Origin of the sequence: Burkholderia sp. PAMC 26561 (assembly GCF_001557535.2) — a bacterium.
Taxonomy (GTDB): domain Bacteria; phylum Pseudomonadota; class Gammaproteobacteria; order Burkholderiales; family Burkholderiaceae; genus Caballeronia.
The window spans coordinates 2,911,254-2,929,199 of the sequence record NZ_CP014306.1; the positions used below are offsets into that span (position 1 = coordinate 2,911,254).

The following is a 17,946-nucleotide window of genomic DNA, read 5'->3' on the forward strand; positions in this document are numbered from 1 at the left end:
TGGATGTGCTGCATCAAATCATCGACCGCAGGTTAGCCGGTAAGAACAAGAGCATTGCCAACCGCGAACGCTTTTTGCGTCGTGTCAAAAACTACATCCGCCGCGCGGTGTCGGACGCCGTTCGAGACCGCAGCATCAAGGACATTCAAAGTACGCAGAGCATCACGATTCCGAAAAAGGACATCGCCGAACCGTCGTTCCGGCATGGCCCTGGCGGAAAGCGCGAGCTCGTGCATCCGGGCAACGCCGAGTACATTCGTGGCGACAAGATCGCGCGTCCGAATGGCGGCGGAGGCGGTGGCGGCAAGAGCGCAAGCAACGAAGGCGAAGGGCAGGACGACTTCGTGTTCGAACTCTCGCGTGAAGAGTTCATGCAGTATTTCTTCGATGACCTCGAGTTGCCGCGCCTCGTCAAAACCCAGTTGGCCGCCGTGCCAACCTGGAAGAACGTGCGCGCGGGTTTTTCGGCGGAAGGCACGCCGAATAACATCGACGTCGTCCGGTCGCTGCGCAGCGCGCTAGGACGCCGGATCGCGCTGGGTTCGCCCCTGTCGCGTCAGTTGCATGAAATGGAGCGTCAGCTCGAAGTGCTTCTGGACGAGAAAGGTGACCCTGAAGAGATTGCGCGGCTCGAAGCCGAGATCGTGATCATGAAGGGGCGTATCACGCGGATTCCGTTTATCGATCCGTTCGATCTGCGGTATGTCAACCGGGCCAAACAGCCGACGCCCTCCAGCAAGGCCGTCATGTTCTGCCTGATGGACGTGTCCGGTTCCATGGACGAACAGCGCAAGGACTTGTCTAAGCGCTTCTTCATTCTTCTCTATCTGTTCCTGAACCGGAATTACGAGAAGATCGAAGTGGTCTTTATCCGGCACCACACGCGTGCAGAAGAAGTCGATGAAGAAACGTTCTTCCATTCAACAGAAAGCGGCGGCACGGTGGTATCTAGCGCGCTCGAGTTGATGAAAAAGATCATGGACGAGCGTTATTCGCCCTCGGAATGGAATATCTACGGCGCGCAGGCTTCTGACGGCGATAACTGGACGGATGACTCGCCCAAGTGCCGCAAGCTCTTGTCTGAAGACATCCTGCATAAGGTGCGCTATTTCGCGTATATCCAGGTCGCGCCTGAAGAGCAGAACCTTTGGGTCGAATATGCACATCTGGCGCAGAGCGCGCCGGAACTCGCGATGAAAAAAGTCGAATCGGCTGCGGATATTTATCCGGTCTTTCGCGAACTGTTCGAAAAACAACAGGCGGCCGCATGACGACAAGGCATTTGAACAACGAAGCGCGCGGGTATCACCTGAAACCTGGCGAAGAACTGAAAGCACAGGACAGCGCGCCGCAAAAGGTCAGGAAGCCGCGCGCAAGCGCGACGCCGGAGGGAGACACCATGAACGTGGCGGAAAAGAGACCGTTGCCATGTCCTTCGGACTGGACGTTCGAACTCATCGAGGAATATGACACCGAGATTGCGCGTGTGGCGCAACGCTATGGGCTCGACGTCTATCCCATCCAGCTTGAACTCATCAGCGCCGAGCAGATGATGGACGCATATGCGTCGGTCGGCATGCCGGTGAATTATCGGCACTGGTCGTTCGGCAAGCACTTCTTGTCGACCGAAAAGAGTTACCGGCGTGGGCAAATGGGCCTTGCTTACGAGATCGTCATCAATTCGAATCCATGTATTGCGTACCTCATGGAAGAGAACACGATGACGATGCAGGCGCTCGTCATTGCGCATGCCGCTTACGGGCACAACTCGTTCTTCAAGGGCAACTATCTGTTCAAGTTGTGGACAGATGCCCATGCGATCATCGACTACCTGGTTTATGCGAAAAATTACATCGCAGAGTGCGAGGAGCGGCACGGGATCGATCGCGTCGAGGAGTTGCTCGACTCATGTCATGCGCTGATGAATTACGGGGTAGACCGGTATAAGCGGCCGCAGAAGTTGTCGCTGGCGAAGGAAGCTGCTGCGCGACGTGAACGCGAAGCGTATCTGCAATCGCAAGTGAATGAACTCTGGCGCACGTTGCCCAATAAAAAGGCGACGACAACCGAAGAGATCGAAAGCCGATATCCGCCGGAGCCGCAGGAAAACCTGCTGTACTTCGCGGAGAAAAATGCGCCCTTGCTCGAACCCTGGGAACGCGAGGTGATTCGCATCGTGCGCAAGGTGGGACAGTATTTCTATCCGCAGCGCCAAACGCAGGTCATGAACGAAGGCTGGGCCACCTTCTGGCATTACACGCTGCTCAACACGCTGTATGCGGAAGGCCGGCTCGAGGACGGCTTCATGATGGAGTTCCTCCATTCGCACAGCAACGTGGTGTATCAGCCGCCGGTGACCAAGCAGTATTACAGCGGCATCAACCCGTATGCGCTCGGCTTTTCCATGATGAGCGATATCCGCCGCATCTGCGAAAACCCGACGGACGAAGACCGGGAATGGTTTCCCGAACTTGCCGGCAGCGACTGGCTGGAAGCACTGCACTACGCCATGCGCAATTTCAAGGACGAGAGTTTTATCGCGCAGTATTTGTCACCGCATCTGATCCGGGAAATGCGCCTGTTCTCGATTCTCGATGACGACATGCGCGACTCGCTGGAGGTATCGGCGATTCACGACGAAAGCGGGTACAGGTACGTGCGGCAAGCGTTATCGCGTCAATACGACATGCATCACCGGGAGCCTAATATCCAGGTCTACTCGGTGAACACGCGCGGTGACCGAAGCCTCACGCTTCGCCACTTCATGACCGATAACCGGCATCTCACCAACGACAGCGAGGAAGTGCTCAAGCACATGGCTCGACTTTGGCAGTTCGATGTGTATCTGGAAAGTGTCGATGAAAACGGCACGGTGAGAAAACGCTTCGACTGCAAGTACGCGGGGGCAGAGCGGCGCTGAGTCGAACGGGTTCTCATGGAAAAAACGGCTCGCTGATCCAATCAGCGAGCCGTTTTTCATTCAGCAGGCAAACTCACACCTTGTCGATGGTCCGTGTTCCTTCCGCCTGGCCTTCTTCGTTCTGCGTGAACAGGTCCCAGGCCGCCATGAACAACGCGGCGATCAGCGGTCCGATCACGAAGCCGTTGATCCCGAACAGTCCCATCCCGCCCAAGGTCGAAATCAGCACGACCCAGTCCGGCATCTTCGTGTCCTTGCCAACAAGAATCGGACGCAGGATGTTATCGACCAGACCGATGATGACCACGCAGAACGCGATCAGGATCACGCCTTTCCAGATGTCGCCGGTGAGCAGGAAATACGCTGCCGCCGGCGCCCAGACGAGTGCGGCGCCGATGGCCGGAAGCAGCGACAGGAAAGCCATCAGCACGCCCCAGAGCAGCGAGCCCTGGATGCCGAGAAACATGAAGATCATCCCGCCGAGAAACCCCTGAGCTGCGGCAACGGCGATATTGCCCTTCACGGTTGCGCGTACGACCGTTGTGAATTTGGCGATCAGGTGCTGCTTCGGCGCTTCATCGAGCGGCAATGCGCGGCGAATGCGCCGGCCGATTTCACCGCCATCGCGCAGCAGGAAAAACACCAGGTACAGCATTACGCCGAAGCTGATCACGAACTGGAATGTGTTCTGTCCGATGCTGAGGGCTTGCGTCGCGACAAACTGGCTGATCGCGGCGGCGCCATCGGTCAGCCGTTTCTGGATGCTCGGGATATCCGTGAGTCCAAAACGGCCGAGCAAGGTCTGCACGGACTTCGGCAGTGCGTGGATGCCTTCCTGGAAGTACATCGTGAAGTTGGGCTGGCCCGACTTGATCTGCGTGTAGGCGAGACCGATTTCCTGGACCAGCGTGGCTGCAACAAACGACAGCGGCAGGATCACGATCACGATGGTCAGCCCGAGCGTTGCAAACGCAGCGAGATTGCGGCGCTTGCCGAATTTGGCGGCAAGGTAGCGCTGCATCGGCTGGAACAGGATGGCGAGAATCGTCCCCCAGAAGATCGCGCCGAAGAACGGCGTCAGGATCCAGCAAAGCGCGACGGTAACCACGAACAGCAGGATGTGGAAAAACTTTTGGTGTACGGAGTGGTTGTTCATAAATGCCTTGAGGGAAGCTGGAATCGTGACGTAGGCGCGGCAAGCTCCCATGCCGGCGCCCTATAGCAAGAAGACGGCCCGATGCTAGCACGGGCAGGTTTTGGCCCGTCCGGAGCGATATTGCGTCAATCTCAAAATTGGTTATAATTGAGCATTCACTCATTTAAACTGCAAGATCTTCGATGGCCCGACCCAAAAGCGACGACAAACGCAACGCGCTTCTTCTTGCCGCCGAGCAGGTCTTCGCCGAGCGCGGACTTGCCGCCGCGCCTACATCGGCCATTTCGAAGCAGGCGGGCGTCGCGGAAGGGACGCTGTTCACCTATTTCCGCACGAAGGACGAACTGGTCAACGCGTTGTATCGGTCGATCAAGCTCGAACTCGCCGACGCGCTGATGGCGCAGTTCCCGCGGCGCGGGCCGGTGCGGCACCGGCTCGAATACTTGTGGAATGCGTTCGTGGACTGGGGTGTGGCCAATCCGCAGCGGTTGAATGTGCTCGATCAGTTATCGGTGGCGGATATTGTCACTGAGGAATCGAAGGCGGTCGGGTACGAACCATTTGCCGAAATCGAAGCGCTCGCGCTGCACAGCATCAAGACCGAGATCTTGCAGGCTTATCCGTGCGAGTTCATTGCGGCGAATATGAAGGCGCTGGCGGAGACCACGATGGGATTCATGAATGCGTATCCCGATGAAGCAGGGCGGTATCGGCAGATTGGCTTCGACGTGTTCTGGAATGGTGTCGCGCGCGACAAAGCCTGAAGTCCGCCTGATTCAAGCCAATTTGCCGCCGATTCAATGACTGATTACTCACGCAATCAAATGCGAAAGGAATTCAAATGAGCACATGGACGACTGCCGATATCCCGCCGCAAACCGGCAAGCGCGTTGTCGTGACGGGCGCAACGGGTGGACTGGGTTATGAGACCTCGCTGGAACTTGCACGTGCGGGCGCCGAGGTGGTTCTCACGGGACGCAACGAGGCAAAGGGCCGGGCGGCGCTCGACCGTATCCGCCACGAAGTGCCGAATGCGCGGGTCAGCTTCGAGATGATTGATCTGGCGAGTCTGAAGTCGATTGCGCGCGCGTCTGAGCGCTTGCTCGCGGATGGCGCGCCTGTCGATATCCTCGTGAACAATGCGGGCGTGATGATGCTGCCGCAACACGAGAAAACTGCCGATGGCTTCGAGCGTCAGTTCGGCACGAACTATCTCGGTCACTTTGCGTTGACTTCGCAATTGCTGCCGCTCCTGCAAAAGAGCGCCGCGCCGCGCGTGGTGAACCTGAGCAGCATCGCGCACAGGCGGGGCAAGATCGCATTCGATAACCTGCAGGGCGAGCGCGCCTACAAAGCGTGGCCCGCGTACGAGCAATCGAAACTCGCCATGCTGATGTTCGCGCTGGAGTTGCAACGGCGCAGCGACGCAAACGGCTGGGGCCTCATGAGCAACGCCGCACATCCGGGATTCGCACGCACGGACCTGATTGCGAATGGACCGGGAACATCGGGCATGCTGGCGCTCGCCGGTCGAGTGATGTCGCGGTTCCTGAGCCACAGCGCAGCAGAAGGCGCCTTGCCCACGCTTCTTGCGGCCACTGCACCGGAAGCACGCGGCGCCGCGTACTATGGGCCAAAGGGTTTTCAGGAACTGATCGGGCCGCCATCGGAAGCGCGCATTTTCCCGCAGGCTACGGATGCGGCTGTCGGCGCGAAGCTCTGGGATGTATCGGCGAAACTCACGGGCACTGAATGGGGCCCGAAGCGGAACATAGAGCGGGACATAGAGCGGGACATCAAGCGGGACGCAAAGCCGGGCGTCCAAAGGCCGGAGAAACTATGAAAGTCATCGTTTTTGGCGCGACGGGAATGGTCGGGCAGGGCGTGCTGCGGGAATGTCTGCTCGACCCGGATGTCGAGCGCGTGGTCGCGCTCGGGCGCAGTTCCACGAAACAACTCGATCCGAAGTTCAACGAGATCGTGCATGGCGATCTCTTCGATCTCTCCGCAATCGAGGACCAGCTTACTGGATTCGACGCCTGCTTTTTCTGCCTCGGCGTGTCGTCGTTCAGAATGAAAGAGGCCGACTACGCGCATCTGACATACGACCTGACGTTCGGCATCGCGCGGGTCTTGTCGCGAATCAATCCCGGGATGACGTTCTCGTATGTCTCGGGCTCGGGCACGGACACGACCGAGCGCGGAAACAGCATGTGGGCACGGGTGAAGGGGCGCACGGAGAACGCGCTTTTGCGCATGCCCTTCAAGGCGGCCTATATGTTCCGCCCCGGAGCGATCCAGCCGATGAACGGCATCCGTTCGAAGACGCCGATGTATCAGGCGGTCATTTCCGTCATGGGGCCGTTGTTTCCGCTGTTGCGGCGTTCGTTTCCGAATGCGATCACGACGACGCAGCAACTCGGCCGCGCAATGGTCGCCACGGCCAAACAGCGCGGGCCGTCGCGCACGTTCGAGCCACGGGATATCACGAGGTACTAGGTTTGCCCGTGCCGGCCGAAACCGGCACTTTCGCAAATCTAGCGGGCCGCATCGCCCCAGCGATATTCCTTCGTTGCATCGTCGAGCTTCGCTTTCAGCGCGTCGTCGAGTTTCAGGTCGACGGCGGCCAGACTGTCCGTGAGTTGCTCGGGTTTGCTCGCACCAATGATCGCCGATGTAATCGCGGGATTCGCCAGCACCCAGGCCACCGATGTCTTTGTCAGTGACTCGCCGGTTTCCTTCACGATCTGCTGCAGCTTCGCGATGGTCTCGAACTCGCGCTCGTGCCAGTAGCGCTGCGAATACATCTCGCCGGCCTTGCCGACCGTCCCGGTGAAACGGCCATCGGACGGTTTGGCGTCGTGCTTGTGCTTGCCGGTCAGCAGGCCTCCGGCGAGCGGGTTGTACGGAATCACGGCGAGGTGTTCGTCGGTCGCAAGCGGCAGCAGCTCGCGCTCGATCTGGCGAAACAGCAGGTTGTATCGCGGCTGGACGGAGATGAAGCGCGCGACGCGCAGGAAGTCCGAGCGGCCGAGCGCGGTCGCAAGCCGGTACGCCAGGAAATTCGACACGCCGATGTAGCGCGCCTTGCCATGACGCACGATGGTATCGAGCGCTTCGAGGGTTTCGTCGAGCGGCGTCTCGCGATCGTCGCTATGCAACTGATACAAGTCGACGTAATCGGTATTCAGCCGTTTGAGCGATGCATCGATCGCATCCAGCAAGTGCTTGCGCGACGCGCCTTGATCCCATGCCGCCGGGCCCATCTTGCCGACCGCCTTGGTCGCGAGAATGAATTCGCTGCGGCGCGACGGCGTGTCCTTGAGCCATCGGCCGACGATCTCTTCCGTGCGGCCCGCGTGCGTTTCGTCGGCGCCGAGCGGATAGACGTCGGCGGTATCGATGAAATTCACGCCCGCTTCCGCCGCACGGTCCATGATGCTGCGCGACACGTTTTCTTCGGTCTGCAAGCCGAAGGTCATGGTGCCGAGACACAGGCGCGAAACGGTCAGGCCGGTCTTCCCAAACTTACGATATTCCAAGGCGAACTCCTCGAGCGATTGACCAGGTTGAACATCAAGCAAGCTTAAACGCTACAGCCGATGCTTGCAGACGAAGCCTATGAGGTTGCGGGCTGGGTCGAGGCACGGGGGGGGACGGCATCGAGGAACCGGAACACGATGGCCGACGCGAGCGTGACCAGGCCCACGCACACGAACGCGATGCGAAACGCCAGCGCGGCCGAGCCGAGGCTCGACGAGAAAACGGACACGAGGCCACCGCCTATCGATACACCCAGTCCGATCGCGAGCATCTGCACCATCGAGAAGAGGCTGTTGCCGCTGCCCGCATCCTTGATCGAAAGTCCCTTGAGCGTGACGCTGTTCATCGCGGCGAACTGCATGGAATTACAGGCGCCGAACACGGCGAGAATCGCAATTTCCAGCACGAGCGGCGTGCTCACCGAGAACGACGCGAAGCCGACTATCGATGCACCGACCAGGATCGTGTTCCACAGCAGGAAGTTGTCGTAGCCGTAGCGTTTGACGAGCGGCGAGATCCAGCCCTTCGCGATCGTTCCCGCGAACGCAGCGGGCAGCATCATCAAGCCCGAATGCAGCGGTGAATAACCGAGTTGCAATTGCATGAGCAGCGGCAGCAGGAACGGCACGGCGCTCGAACCAATCCGGCACAGCAAGTTGCCGATCAGCCCGACGCTGAAATTCGGTTCGCTGAACAAGGACAGGTTGAACAGCGGATTCGCACGGCGCCTTGCGTACGGAATGTAGGCGAGCGCGGCGATGGCGGACACCGCGAACAAACCGCCCGATACCAATATCTTGTGCGATTGCGCGGGGCTGTCGAGCGCCATCGAAAACGCGACCATGCAGAGCGACAACATCGCGCCGCCGATGAAGTCGAAAGGCGGGGCATCGGAGATGGCGTCATCGGGCAGGAAACGCTGCACCGCGAGCAGACCGACTGCGCCGATCGGCACGTTGATCAGGAAGATCCAGTGCCACGAAAAAGATTCGACGAACCAGCCGCCCAGGGTCGGGCCGAGAATCGGGCCCACTTGGCCCGCAATGGAGATCACCGCCAGCGCCGAGACGTAAGCCTCGCCGGTCACGCTGCGAAGCACGGCGAGCCGGCCGATAGGCAGCAGCATGGAACCGCCGATACCCTGGATCACGCGCGCCACGATCAGTTGATTCAGCGTTTGTGCGTTCGCGCAGCACAGCGATCCGATCACGAACAGGAGAATGGCGACGAAATAGACGCGCCGCGTGCCGAAGCGGTCAGCGAGCCAGCCGGAGGCAGGCGTAAGCAACGCCATGGTCAGCGTGTATGCAACCACGATCGGTTGCATGGCGAGCGGTTGCGCGTGCAGGCTTCGCGCAATGGAGGGCAGGGCCGTATTGACGATAGTCGTGTCGAGGGCCTGCATGAAAAAGCCGACGGCCACGATCCAGAGAAGCGCCGTGTGTGAGTTCTTTGGGGTCATTCTTTTACTGACGAAGCGTTATAGCGCGGAATTCCGTGCAATGTGAAGATTTTAAGACGATGCGTGGTTATCGGGAACCCCGCTGGCAACATTGACTGCTATCGGATTAGTCGATAACAATGGCATATGCTCAATCCTGTCTGGCTGAACACCTTCGCGACGGTGGCCGCGTCGCATAGTTTCACTGACGCCGGCCGTCAGCTCAGTCTCACGCAGTCGAGCGTCAGCGAGCACATCCGGCGTCTCGAGGAACATGTGGGTCGCCGCCTGCTGGTCCGCGATACCCATTCGCTCGCGCTCACCGCCGACGGCGAAGCCATGCTCGTTCACGCGCGCGTGATCCTCGAGGCCATGTCCCATGCCGAATCGCAATTCCGCTCGCCGCGATTACGTGGCCGCGTGCGGCTGGGTTCATCGGACGATATGGCGCTCGGGCCGCTGCCGAGCGTGCTCGCTGCGTTCCGGCGCACGCATCCCGATGTCGAGCTGGAGATCACCATTGGCATGACGGGGCGGCTTTACGAGCGCCTGGATGCGGGCGCGATCGATCTGCTGATCGGCAAAAGGCGGCTGGGCGACCGGCGCGGCATACCGCTCTTTTCAGGAAAATTGGAATGGCTTGCGCGGGCCGGCACCGAAGTGGATCTCGCGCAGCCCTTGCCGCTGATCCTCGTCGCCGAGCCGAGCGTCACTCGTGCCGTGGTGCTCGATGCGCTCGCGGCCGCGGGCGCCCAATGGCAAATGGTCTGCACGAGCAGCTCGTATGCAGGATGCATTGCCGCCGCGCGTGGCGGGCTGGGCCTGACAGTGCGTTCGAACTTTCTCTCGGGCAGGGGACTTGCACCCCCAACCAATCGTGCCGAGTTGCCGGAATTGCCGGAGGTCGAGTTCATCGCGCTGGCGGCGAAGCATTTGAGCCGGCCGGCGGAAACGCTGCTCGAACTCCTGCAGGACAGCGATCTTCGCGGTGAATGGGCCGGGGAATGACCCGGCACCGCCCGCAGGCATGCTGCGTGCGAAAGCGGTGGCGCGGCATCGCGCCGCCGCTTGTGTCGCTTTTCGCCACTTTTGGCTAGACCTAATCGTGGGATCAATCGCGTTGTAAGCGCGTGTGCTTCGGAAAACATTTGCAAGGTTGTGCAAACACAACGCGCTGCGGATTGGATTCGTTCCAATAAGAAGCTTCTTATATATTGTGCGGCGTCGGCCTGCAGTCAGCTTCAGGCAACAGTCTCGTGCCGTACACGGCAATCAACCTCTTATCGATGCCCCAAGCCACACTTCGTCTCCTTCGCCACCTGTTGCCCTTCGCTGCCTCGCTCGCGTGCAGCGCTCACGCGAGCGCTGCTTCCTACGTGGTCAAGCATTGCGCTGAACTGCAGGGCAAGGACGTGCCCGCGTCGGTGATCGGACTGCCCACGCGCGGGGCGATCATCACGGATGCATCGTTCGTTGCTGCTGCGGCGCCTCGCAACCGCAACGGCGATTACTGCCGGCTCGTCGGCGTGATCAAGGCGCAGCTCGACACCACGCCCGATATCCGCTTCGAAGTGAACCTTCCGGCGCGCTGGAATGGCCGCGCGCTGCAAATGGGCGGCGGCGGTTACAACGGCGTGATCGTGAGCGGAACGGAACCGACGGCGTTCGCGCCGGCGGCGTCTCCGTTATCGATTGGTTACGCGACCTTCGGCTCGGACTCGGGTCACGTCGGGAATTCAGGGCGCGCCGACTTTGCGATGAACGACGAAGCGGTGATCAACTTCGGCTACGGGCATTTGAAGAAGACGCACGATGTCGCGCTGGCGCTCATCATCATGGGCTACGGGCGCAAGCCCGAGCAGACCTACTTTGCGGGTGGCTCGACAGGCGGACGCGAGGCGTACACGGTCATCGAGCGTTTTCCCGACGACTACGACGGCGTGATAGCAAACGCGCCCGCCATCAATTTTTCGGGCGTGCGGCTGATGGGGGTGAAAGTCGGGCGTGCATCGTACGGGACACCCGGCGGGTTTGTCGGACCGGCGCAGCAAAAACGCGTGGTCGAAACCGTGCTGCAGGAATGCGACGGACTCGACGGCGCGCTCGACGGCATCGTTGCGAATGTGGAAGCCTGCCGTGAACGCGAGCCGAAGATCATTGCGCAGTTGCGATGCGTCGGCGGACAGCGGCCATCGCAGCGGGACAGTTGTTTGTCGGAGGCGCAACTCGCGACGCTCGAGACCTTGCGCGACGGCTTCACGCTGCCCTACGAACTCGCGCACGGCGTGACCCGTTATTACGGCTACAACGTTTTCCAGGGCGTGGACTTTTCAAGCGGGCTGGGGCTTGGCAATTCGGCAACGCTCGTGCAGCCGCCGCGTTTCGATGTCAACGGCTACCTGTTCACGCAGGGCGACAGCTACATGAAGTACTTCGTCACGCATGACCTGCGCTTCAACACGCTCGACTTCGACCTGGATCACCCCGGCGAGTACAAAGGGCGCCTGGTGGATTTATCGTCGACGGTCGGCGCAATGAACCCCGACATGTCGGCGTTCATTGCGCATGGCGGCAAGCTGATCACCATGCACGGTCTCGCCGATGAAGTCATCAGCCCGAACCAGACCATCGCTTTCTATCAGTCGCTTGTCGCGAAGTATGGGCAGGCGATCGTCGATTCGTTCATGCGGCTTTACATGGTCCCGGGTTTTCAGCATGGCAACGGCGTCTTCATTCCGGCCTGGGACGAACTCGGCGCGCTGGACCGATGGGTCACGGGAAACATTGCGCCGGAGACGCTGGTCGGCTTCGATATCGCAAGCGCCACGAACGGACGCAGCCGCCCGCTTTGCCGGTATCCGGGATATCCGCGGTACATGGGGAAGGGGAGCATGAACAGCGCGGCGAGCTTTCGTTGTGAGAATCCCTGAGTTCGCCGCTTTCAAACGTGACGCTTACTTCGCCGCTTCGACCTGGCCGCGAATCTCGCCGCCCGGGTTCTTCGCCGTGTGAACGTTGAAATACCAGTTGCCGGCGAGCAGGTCCTTCGCTTGTGCATCGGTCAATGTGGCGCTGCCTTCGATCGGGCTCGGCAGCTTGCTTGGATCGATAGGAATCACCACGCCTGCGTTCTTGCCCACCGGCGCCGGGCCGTGGAAATGCGCCATGCTCGCCGGACCCGTCAGGTCTGCGTAAGTCACTTTCCATTGCAGCAGCTTGGACGACGTGTCGTACGTGCCGTCGAGCTTGCCGTGACCCTGGCTGTCCTTCGGCGGGACTTCCGACGAAGCGGCGAGGTCGGCTTTCAGGTTGACCGTATCGGCAAAGGCGAGCGCCGGTACAGCCAGCGTGAGCGAGAGGGCGGCGGCAGTCAGCATGCGATTGAGTTTCATGGCGTTTTTCCAGTTTTTATGGACTAATGGAACTTCACGACGATGCTCGACCAAAGCTGTCCTTGGATCCCGGCCGAGTGTTTCGATAATACGCGTTGCGTCGTTAGCTGCTTTGGGAAACGCCTGTGCTCACGGGTTTATTCCATGTGCGCATGCGGGATTTGCGACGCGTGAAAAAAGGCGCCGTCGGCGCCTTTTTCGTCATGATGGCTTTGCTGGCGAGTACCGTGCTTACGACCGCGTCGCTTCGAAGAGGAACCACACTCGCTCTTCTGTCTGGTCGATCCAGTTTTCAATAAGACTTGCCGTTGCGACGTCTTCCTTGTCGTCGCAGAGTTCATGCAATTCGCGCATGTACTTCACGAGCGACTCGTTGTCGGTGCGCAGCTCGTTGAGCATGTCGATAGGCGGCACGAAGTCCGCGTCGTTATCGGCGAGGCGCTTCAACGTGCTGATTTGTCCGACGGAACGCAGCGTCGTGCCGCCGAGCTTGCGTGCGCGTTCGGCGATCGGGTCGATCATGTCGTAGACGAATTGCGCCTGGTCATCGAGCAGCAGGTGATAGTCGCGAAAGTGCGGGCCGCTCACGTGCCAGTGGAAATTCTTCGTCTTGACGAAGAGAGAAAACACGTCAGCGAGCAACCGGGTCAGGCCTTCGGCGACTTGCTTGCGTGCGTCGTTACCCAGGTCGGTCGGTGTGGTCAGAGCGGCAGATGCTGCGCTCGGTTTCTTTGTCGATGTAGCCATGTAAAAGCTCCGGAGTTGCAGATTGGCGGGAAAATCTTGGGTCAACTAGCGCATGCGTTGCACGTCTTGTGCCTAACCGGATCCAATGGACACATCACGACCCGCGTTTTCCCCTACGTCTTATTTGTTGACTCAGGACCGCCGAGGCAACACACTTTGTCTCAAGGTGTGATCACAGGTCACAGATCGCGTAAGGAGTTGTTTAATTCATGGCACAAGGCACGACGCGAGACACCACGCGCGAAGCAAACGAGCCGCTGCCGCTCGAACTGGTGGCGCGCGAAACCATGGCAGGGCGTGTGTACGCCCAGTTGCGCGAAGCGATCATGACGGGGCGTTTTGCGCCCGGACAGGCGCTGAGCCTGCGCGGGGTGGCGGAGGCAGTGGGTTCATCGACCATGCCGGTGCGCGCCGCGCTGACACGGCTGCAGGCCGAAGGCGCGCTGATCGACGGTCCCGGCCGCGCGCTCATGGTCCCGCCCATGACGCTCGACTTGCTCGATGAGCTGCGAGATGTCCGGATATCGCTTGAAGGGTGCGTCGCGAAACGCGCGGCCTCGCGGATGACGAAGGAACATTTAAGCGCGCTGCAAGCCGTGTTCGATGCAATGCACGCGCATGTGGAAGCCGGCGATGTCGCCGCGTATTTGCGCAGCAACTTCGAGTTTCACATCGCCATCTACACGCATGGCGCGAGCGATCTCACGCTCGCCACGATCCAGAACTTGTGGATGCGCATTGGGCCGTTCCTGAATCTCGTCGCGCCGGATATTCCGCACATGAGGTTATCGATGGCCGCGCACAAGAAGATCGTCGATGCGCTCTGGAAGGGCGATGGCGAAAGCGCGCGGGCGGGTATTGAAGAAGACATCGGCGGCGCTGCGGCTGACTTGCAGGACCGCCTGCAAAGCAGGGAGGCTGCACGCGCCTAGCAAGGCTTTCGAGGCTCAACGAACTATAAGAACATCAACGGAGACAAGCATGACGGTTCTGCAAATGTTGAAACCGCACGCGGGATTGCGCGTGCTGGTTACGGGTGGGGCATCGGGTATCGGACTCGTGATAGCGCGTGCTTTCGTCGATGCCGGTTCGCGTGTCCATGTCTGCGACGCAAGCAAGGATGCTATCGACACGCTACTCAAAGTCGAAGAAAGCGCCGAGCTGAACGCGATCACCGCGACGCTCGCGGATGTATCGGACAGGGCGGCGGTGGATCGCGTATTCGATGACGTCGCCACGCAACTTGGCGGCCTCGATGTGCTGATCAACAACGCGGGCATTGCGGGGCCGACGGGCGGTATCGATGAGATGGATGTCGGCGAGTGGGAACAGACCGTCGATGTCAATCTCAACGCGCAGTTCTATTTCGCGCGTCGGGCCGTGCCGTTGCTGAAAGAGGCGCGTGAGGGCGGATCGATAATCGCGTTGTCGTCGGTGGCAGGAAGGCTCGGATATGCATTCCGCACGCCGTATTCCGCGACGAAATGGGCCGTGGTCGGGCTGACGAAGAGCCTGGCCATTGAACTCGGACCGGACAACATCCGCGTCAACGCCATTCAGCCGGGCATTGTGAAAGGACCACGCATCGAGCGTGTGATCTCCGCGCGCGCCCAGCAGCTCGGCCTCTCCTATGAAGACATGGAGAAGGATTACCTGGCCAAGATCTCGCTGCGCCGCATGACCACGCCGGAAGAGGTCGCCGCGACCGCGCTGTTCCTCTGCTCGCCCGGCGGCAGCGGGATTTCGGGGCAGGCCATCTCGGTGTGCGGCAACGTCGAAGTGCTTTGAACACGCTTAAAACATTCGTCTTTTTTCACGAGGTCCGAAAGCAATGGCTACCAAGCGCAAGGTCATCATCACATGCGCGCCCACCGGCGCGATCCATACTCCTTCGATGTCGCCGTACCTGCCCGTCACGCCGCAGGAAATCGGCGACGCCGCGCTGGCCGCAGCGAAAGAGGGCGCGGCAATCCTGCACCTTCACGCCCGCGACCCCGTCGACGGCCGGCCCACGCAAGACCCCGCTGTGTTCCAGCAATTCCTGCCGCGTATCAAGGCCGAAACGAATGCGGTGATCAACATCACGAGCGGCGGCAGCCCGCATATGACGGTGGAAGAACGTCTGAAGCCGGCACATCATTTCCAGCCGGAAGTGGCATCGCTGAACATGGGTTCGATGAACTTCGGCCTCTATCCCATGCTCGACCGCTTCAAGGAGTTCAAGCACGACTGGGAGCGCCAGCATCTGGCCAACAGCCGCGACCTGATCTTCAAGAACACGTTCAAGGATATCGAATACATCCTGACGTCTTGCGGTGCGAACGGTACGCGCTTCGAGTACGAGTGCTACGACATTTCGCACCTCTATAACCTCGCGCATTTCGTTGATCGCGGTCTCGCGAAACCTCCGTTCTTCGTGCAGAGCGTGTTTGGTCTGCTTGGCGGTATCGGCGCGCATCCGGAAGACCTGATGCACATGCGGCGCACCGCTGACCGGCTCTTCGGAAACGATTATGTCTGGTCGATCCTCGGCGCAGGACGTCATCAGATTCCACTCGCAACCCTCGGCGTGGCGCAGGGATCGAATGCGCGCGTCGGTCTTGAAGATTCGCTTTGGATAGAAGCCGGGAAACTCGCTGAATCGAGCGCGGCGCAGGTCGTGAAAATCCGTCAGGTGATAGAGGGCCTGTCGCTCGACATCGCCACGCCAGATGAAGCGCGCGCCATGCTCGGGCTCAAGGGCGCGGACAACACGAACTTCTGACGCATCCTTTCAACCTTTGACGGCGGAGATCACTGTGACTGTGCAGAAGCTCAAGGTGGTCGCCATGCCTACGGGATGGCTGATTGTCGATCGTTCATCGCAGATATACGGCCGGTATTACGGCCAGCAGATCAAGGTGCCGGTCTGGTCGACGGCAATTGTCGGCGGCGACAAGAAGATCGTGGTGGATACCGGCATTCACGATCCGGGCTGGGTATCGAATTTCGTGTGCCCGTGCACGCAGGCGCCGGAAGAACGGCTCGAACGCGCGCTGAAAGAGTACGTGGGATGGAGTGCGGACGAGGTCGATATTGTCATCAACACGCATTTGCATTACGACCATTCCGGCGGCAATACGCTGTTCAAGAATGCGCGGTTCGTCGTGCAGGCAAGTGAATGGGAATACGCGGGCCGTCCGCTGCCCACGCAAGCCACGTTCTATCAGGAGTTCCTGATTGGCCGCGAACCGCTTGCCTATTTCCGCTGGCAGTTCGTGCACGGCATCACCGACATCGCTCCGGGCGTGCGTGTTGTGCCAACGCCTGGTCATACGCCGGGCCATCAGTCGGTCGCGGTCGACACCGCCGACGGCGTGGTGCTGATCGCCGGCGACTGCGCAAGCTGCATGGAGAATATCGTCGATCTCGTGCCGGTTGGAATCGTTCACGAGACCGCGGCCGAACTGGCTTCACTCCGGCGAATCAGGCAGATCGCTGACTTCGTCATCCCCGGTCATGATCCGAATGTCGTGGCCGGATCTGCAGGCATTGAATTACCCGCAAGTGCACGTCTGAAGCACGTAGAAAGTTAGTAGTACACGTATATATAACCATATGCAGCATCGGAGGAAGACATGAAAACGCTGACGAACACCCTGCGTCGGGCGGCACGGCTTGCGCTCGGGGCCACGTTGCTCGCAACGCTGGCGGTATCGCAACAAGCAACGGCCGCCGAGAAATACAAGGTATTCCTTTCGATGAGCTATGTCGGCAACGACTGGCAAACCGAAGCCGCGAACATGGTCAAGGCCATGTCCGCAACGCCGGGCCTGAAAGACAAGGTCGATCTCGAAGTGCAGGTCGCGGGCACCGACGCACAAAAGCAGATCCAGCAAATCAATTCGATGGTACAGGCGGGCGCGAAGGCCATCGTGATCTATCCGATCTCACCGACGGCGTTGAATCGTGCAATCAAGAACGCGTGCTCGAAAGGCGTGATCGTGGCCGCGTACGACGGCGAAGTGACCGAGCCATGCGCGCATAACGTGACGATCGACCAGAAGCAGGCCGGTACGGTGACGGCGGAATGGCTCGCGAAGACGATCAATGGCAAGGGCAATATCGTGCTGATCAACGGCGTGCCGGGCACGTCCGTGGATCGTGCGCGCACTGAAGCGGCCAAGGCGGTGTTCGCGAAGTATCCGGGCATCAAGATCGTGGCTGAGGGCACCGGCATGTGGAGCCAGGCGACGGCGAAGACGGAGTTGTCGAAGATCCTTGCCACCAATAGCTGGGACAAGATCGACGGCTTATGGATGCAGGTTGGCTGCTTCACGGCGGCGTCCATGCAGCTCGAAGCCGGCATAGCCGACGACAAGGTGAAGCCATGCGCGGGTGAATCGTCGAACGGGCACCGCGTGCAGATGCTGCCGCCGGGCACCGTCAAGGGCGACGGTTCGTATCGCTCGATCGGGTACAGGTCGATCTCCTATGGATCGCCGCCGTACTCGGGCGCGCTGGCGTTGAAGATGGCTGTCGGCAAACTCGAAGGCAAGGACTTCCCGCCGCACGTGACGCTCAAGCTGCCGCTGGTCCTGACGGCGGAATCCAAGCTGTGCAAGACGGGGTCGATCGATGAACTGAAGGCAGGGTGTACCGCGTTCATGCCGGACAAGGTGCCGCCGGGCTGGTTCGCCGACATCTATTCGGCGGAGACGAGCGAGGTGGGTTTCAACGCGGCGCTGACCGGCAAGCCGGATTAAGG

General features: G+C 60.2%; 17 protein-coding genes. 12 read left to right on the forward strand and 5 right to left on the reverse strand.

Annotation, left to right across the window (positions count from 1 at the left end):
• Positions 1-5 precede the first annotated feature (5 nt).
• Both AXG89_RS13425 and AXG89_RS13430 read left to right on the forward strand, forming a co-directional pair.
• Positions 6-1,271, forward strand: a complete 1,266-nt coding sequence (locus AXG89_RS13425; protein ID WP_061999378.1) for a YeaH/YhbH family protein — start codon at positions 6-8, stop codon at positions 1,269-1,271.
• A gap of 128 nt (positions 1,272-1,399) precedes the next feature.
• Complete coding sequence (locus AXG89_RS13430) at positions 1,400-2,920, forward strand: SpoVR family protein (protein WP_372237088.1); 1,521 nt, start codon at positions 1,400-1,402, stop codon at positions 2,918-2,920.
• A gap of 73 nt (positions 2,921-2,993) precedes the next feature.
• On the opposite strand, the gene AXG89_RS13435 is transcribed toward AXG89_RS13430, so the two are convergent.
• Entirely contained in the window at positions 2,994-4,076 is a 1,083-nt protein-coding gene (locus tag AXG89_RS13435) for an AI-2E family transporter (protein ID WP_061999380.1), read from the reverse strand.
• Positions 4,077-4,258: 182 nt separating this feature from the next.
• On the opposite strand from AXG89_RS13435, the gene AXG89_RS13440 reads away from it, so the two are divergent.
• The 3 genes from AXG89_RS13440 to AXG89_RS13450 all read left to right on the forward strand — a co-directional run bounded on the left by AXG89_RS13440 (position 4,259) and on the right by AXG89_RS13450 (position 6,575).
• Complete coding sequence (locus AXG89_RS13440) at positions 4,259-4,840, forward strand: TetR/AcrR family transcriptional regulator (protein WP_062169930.1); 582 nt, start codon at positions 4,259-4,261, stop codon at positions 4,838-4,840.
• A 77-nt stretch (positions 4,841-4,917) separates the two neighbouring features.
• Positions 4,918-5,919: an SDR family oxidoreductase gene (locus AXG89_RS13445; RefSeq protein ID WP_069638351.1), complete on the forward strand. Its 1,002-nt coding sequence runs from the start codon at positions 4,918-4,920 to the stop codon at positions 5,917-5,919.
• Positions 5,916-6,575, forward strand: a complete 660-nt coding sequence (locus AXG89_RS13450) for an NAD-dependent epimerase/dehydratase family protein (protein WP_062169931.1) — start codon at positions 5,916-5,918, stop codon at positions 6,573-6,575. The genes AXG89_RS13445 and AXG89_RS13450 overlap by 4 nt, the downstream gene beginning before the upstream one ends.
• Positions 6,576-6,613: 38 nt before the next feature.
• Here AXG89_RS13450 and AXG89_RS13455 read toward each other — a convergent pair whose 3' ends face one another.
• Positions 6,614-7,618 (reverse strand): aldo/keto reductase, encoded by a 1,005-nt coding sequence (locus AXG89_RS13455; RefSeq protein WP_062000844.1) that lies wholly within the window; start codon positions 7,616-7,618, stop codon positions 6,614-6,616.
• 77 nt (positions 7,619-7,695) lie between these two features.
• Complete coding sequence (locus AXG89_RS13460; protein WP_061999384.1) at positions 7,696-9,081, reverse strand: DHA2 family efflux MFS transporter permease subunit; 1,386 nt, start codon at positions 9,079-9,081, stop codon at positions 7,696-7,698.
• 126 nt (positions 9,082-9,207) lie between these two features.
• Between AXG89_RS13460 and AXG89_RS13470 the strand changes: the two genes are divergently transcribed.
• Both AXG89_RS13470 and AXG89_RS13475 read left to right on the forward strand, forming a co-directional pair.
• Positions 9,208-10,068 carry a LysR family transcriptional regulator gene (locus AXG89_RS13470; RefSeq protein WP_062169932.1) on the forward strand — a complete coding sequence of 287 codons (861 nt, stop codon included), beginning with the start codon at positions 9,208-9,210 and terminating at the stop codon, positions 10,066-10,068.
• A 278-nt stretch (positions 10,069-10,346) separates the two neighbouring features.
• Positions 10,347-11,990, forward strand: coding sequence for a tannase/feruloyl esterase family alpha/beta hydrolase (locus AXG89_RS13475; protein WP_062000845.1), 1,644 nt, complete (start codon positions 10,347-10,349; stop codon positions 11,988-11,990).
• A 24-nt stretch (positions 11,991-12,014) separates the two neighbouring features.
• On the opposite strand, the gene AXG89_RS13480 is transcribed toward AXG89_RS13475, so the two are convergent.
• Both AXG89_RS13480 and AXG89_RS13485 read right to left on the reverse strand, forming a co-directional pair.
• Positions 12,015-12,437, reverse strand: coding sequence for a CHRD domain-containing protein (locus AXG89_RS13480; RefSeq protein ID WP_062000846.1), 423 nt, complete (start codon positions 12,435-12,437; stop codon positions 12,015-12,017).
• A 246-nt stretch (positions 12,438-12,683) separates the two neighbouring features.
• Positions 12,684-13,199, reverse strand: coding sequence for a Dps family protein (locus tag AXG89_RS13485; RefSeq protein WP_061999386.1), 516 nt, complete (start codon positions 13,197-13,199; stop codon positions 12,684-12,686).
• Between the two features lie 287 nt (positions 13,200-13,486).
• Between AXG89_RS13485 and AXG89_RS13490 the strand changes: the two genes are divergently transcribed.
• The 5 genes from AXG89_RS13490 (at position 13,487) to AXG89_RS13510 (ending at position 17,944) form a co-directional block, all read left to right on the forward strand.
• Complete coding sequence (locus AXG89_RS13490) at positions 13,487-14,131, forward strand: GntR family transcriptional regulator (RefSeq protein ID WP_086383743.1); 645 nt, start codon at positions 13,487-13,489, stop codon at positions 14,129-14,131.
• Between the two features lie 49 nt (positions 14,132-14,180).
• Positions 14,181-14,987 carry an SDR family oxidoreductase gene (locus tag AXG89_RS13495; protein ID WP_061999388.1) on the forward strand — a complete coding sequence of 269 codons (807 nt, stop codon included), beginning with the start codon at positions 14,181-14,183 and terminating at the stop codon, positions 14,985-14,987.
• Positions 14,988-15,030: 43 nt separating this feature from the next.
• Positions 15,031-15,963 carry a 3-keto-5-aminohexanoate cleavage protein gene (locus tag AXG89_RS13500; protein ID WP_061999389.1) on the forward strand — a complete coding sequence of 311 codons (933 nt, stop codon included), beginning with the start codon at positions 15,031-15,033 and terminating at the stop codon, positions 15,961-15,963.
• 64 nt (positions 15,964-16,027) lie between these two features.
• Positions 16,028-16,774: an N-acyl homoserine lactonase family protein gene (locus tag AXG89_RS13505; protein ID WP_062170601.1), complete on the forward strand. Its 747-nt coding sequence runs from the start codon at positions 16,028-16,030 to the stop codon at positions 16,772-16,774.
• 42 nt (positions 16,775-16,816) lie between these two features.
• Positions 16,817-17,944, forward strand: coding sequence for a sugar ABC transporter substrate-binding protein (locus tag AXG89_RS13510; RefSeq protein WP_061999390.1), 1,128 nt, complete (start codon positions 16,817-16,819; stop codon positions 17,942-17,944).
• The last annotated feature ends 2 nt before the right edge of the window (positions 17,945-17,946 follow it).

Coding starts and splice junctions, on each gene's coding strand:
- AXG89_RS13495 (WP_061999388.1), top strand. CDS start 14,181: ATGACGGTTCTGCAAATGTTGAAACCGCACGCGGGATTGCGCGTGCTG.
- AXG89_RS13470 (WP_062169932.1), top strand. CDS start 9,208: ATGCTCAATCCTGTCTGGCTGAACACCTTCGCGACGGTGGCCGCGTCG.
- AXG89_RS13510 (WP_061999390.1), top strand. CDS start 16,817: ATGAAAACGCTGACGAACACCCTGCGTCGGGCGGCACGGCTTGCGCTC.
- AXG89_RS13485 (WP_061999386.1), bottom strand. CDS start 13,199: ATGGCTACATCGACAAAGAAACCGAGCGCAGCATCTGCCGCTCTGACC.
- AXG89_RS13490 (WP_086383743.1), top strand. CDS start 13,487: ATGGCAGGGCGTGTGTACGCCCAGTTGCGCGAAGCGATCATGACGGGG.
- AXG89_RS13435 (WP_061999380.1), bottom strand. CDS start 4,076: ATGAACAACCACTCCGTACACCAAAAGTTTTTCCACATCCTGCTGTTC.
- AXG89_RS13475 (WP_062000845.1), top strand. CDS start 10,347: ATGCCCCAAGCCACACTTCGTCTCCTTCGCCACCTGTTGCCCTTCGCT.
- AXG89_RS13460 (WP_061999384.1), bottom strand. CDS start 9,081: ATGACCCCAAAGAACTCACACACGGCGCTTCTCTGGATCGTGGCCGTC.
- AXG89_RS13430 (WP_372237088.1), top strand. CDS start 1,400: ATGAACGTGGCGGAAAAGAGACCGTTGCCATGTCCTTCGGACTGGACG.
- AXG89_RS13480 (WP_062000846.1), bottom strand. CDS start 12,437: ATGCTGACTGCCGCCGCCCTCTCGCTCACGCTGGCTGTACCGGCGCTC.
- AXG89_RS13440 (WP_062169930.1), top strand. CDS start 4,259: ATGGCCCGACCCAAAAGCGACGACAAACGCAACGCGCTTCTTCTTGCC.
- AXG89_RS13505 (WP_062170601.1), top strand. CDS start 16,028: ATGCCTACGGGATGGCTGATTGTCGATCGTTCATCGCAGATATACGGC.
- AXG89_RS13500 (WP_061999389.1), top strand. CDS start 15,031: ATGGCTACCAAGCGCAAGGTCATCATCACATGCGCGCCCACCGGCGCG.
- AXG89_RS13450 (WP_062169931.1), top strand. CDS start 5,916: ATGAAAGTCATCGTTTTTGGCGCGACGGGAATGGTCGGGCAGGGCGTG.
- AXG89_RS13445 (WP_069638351.1), top strand. CDS start 4,918: ATGAGCACATGGACGACTGCCGATATCCCGCCGCAAACCGGCAAGCGC.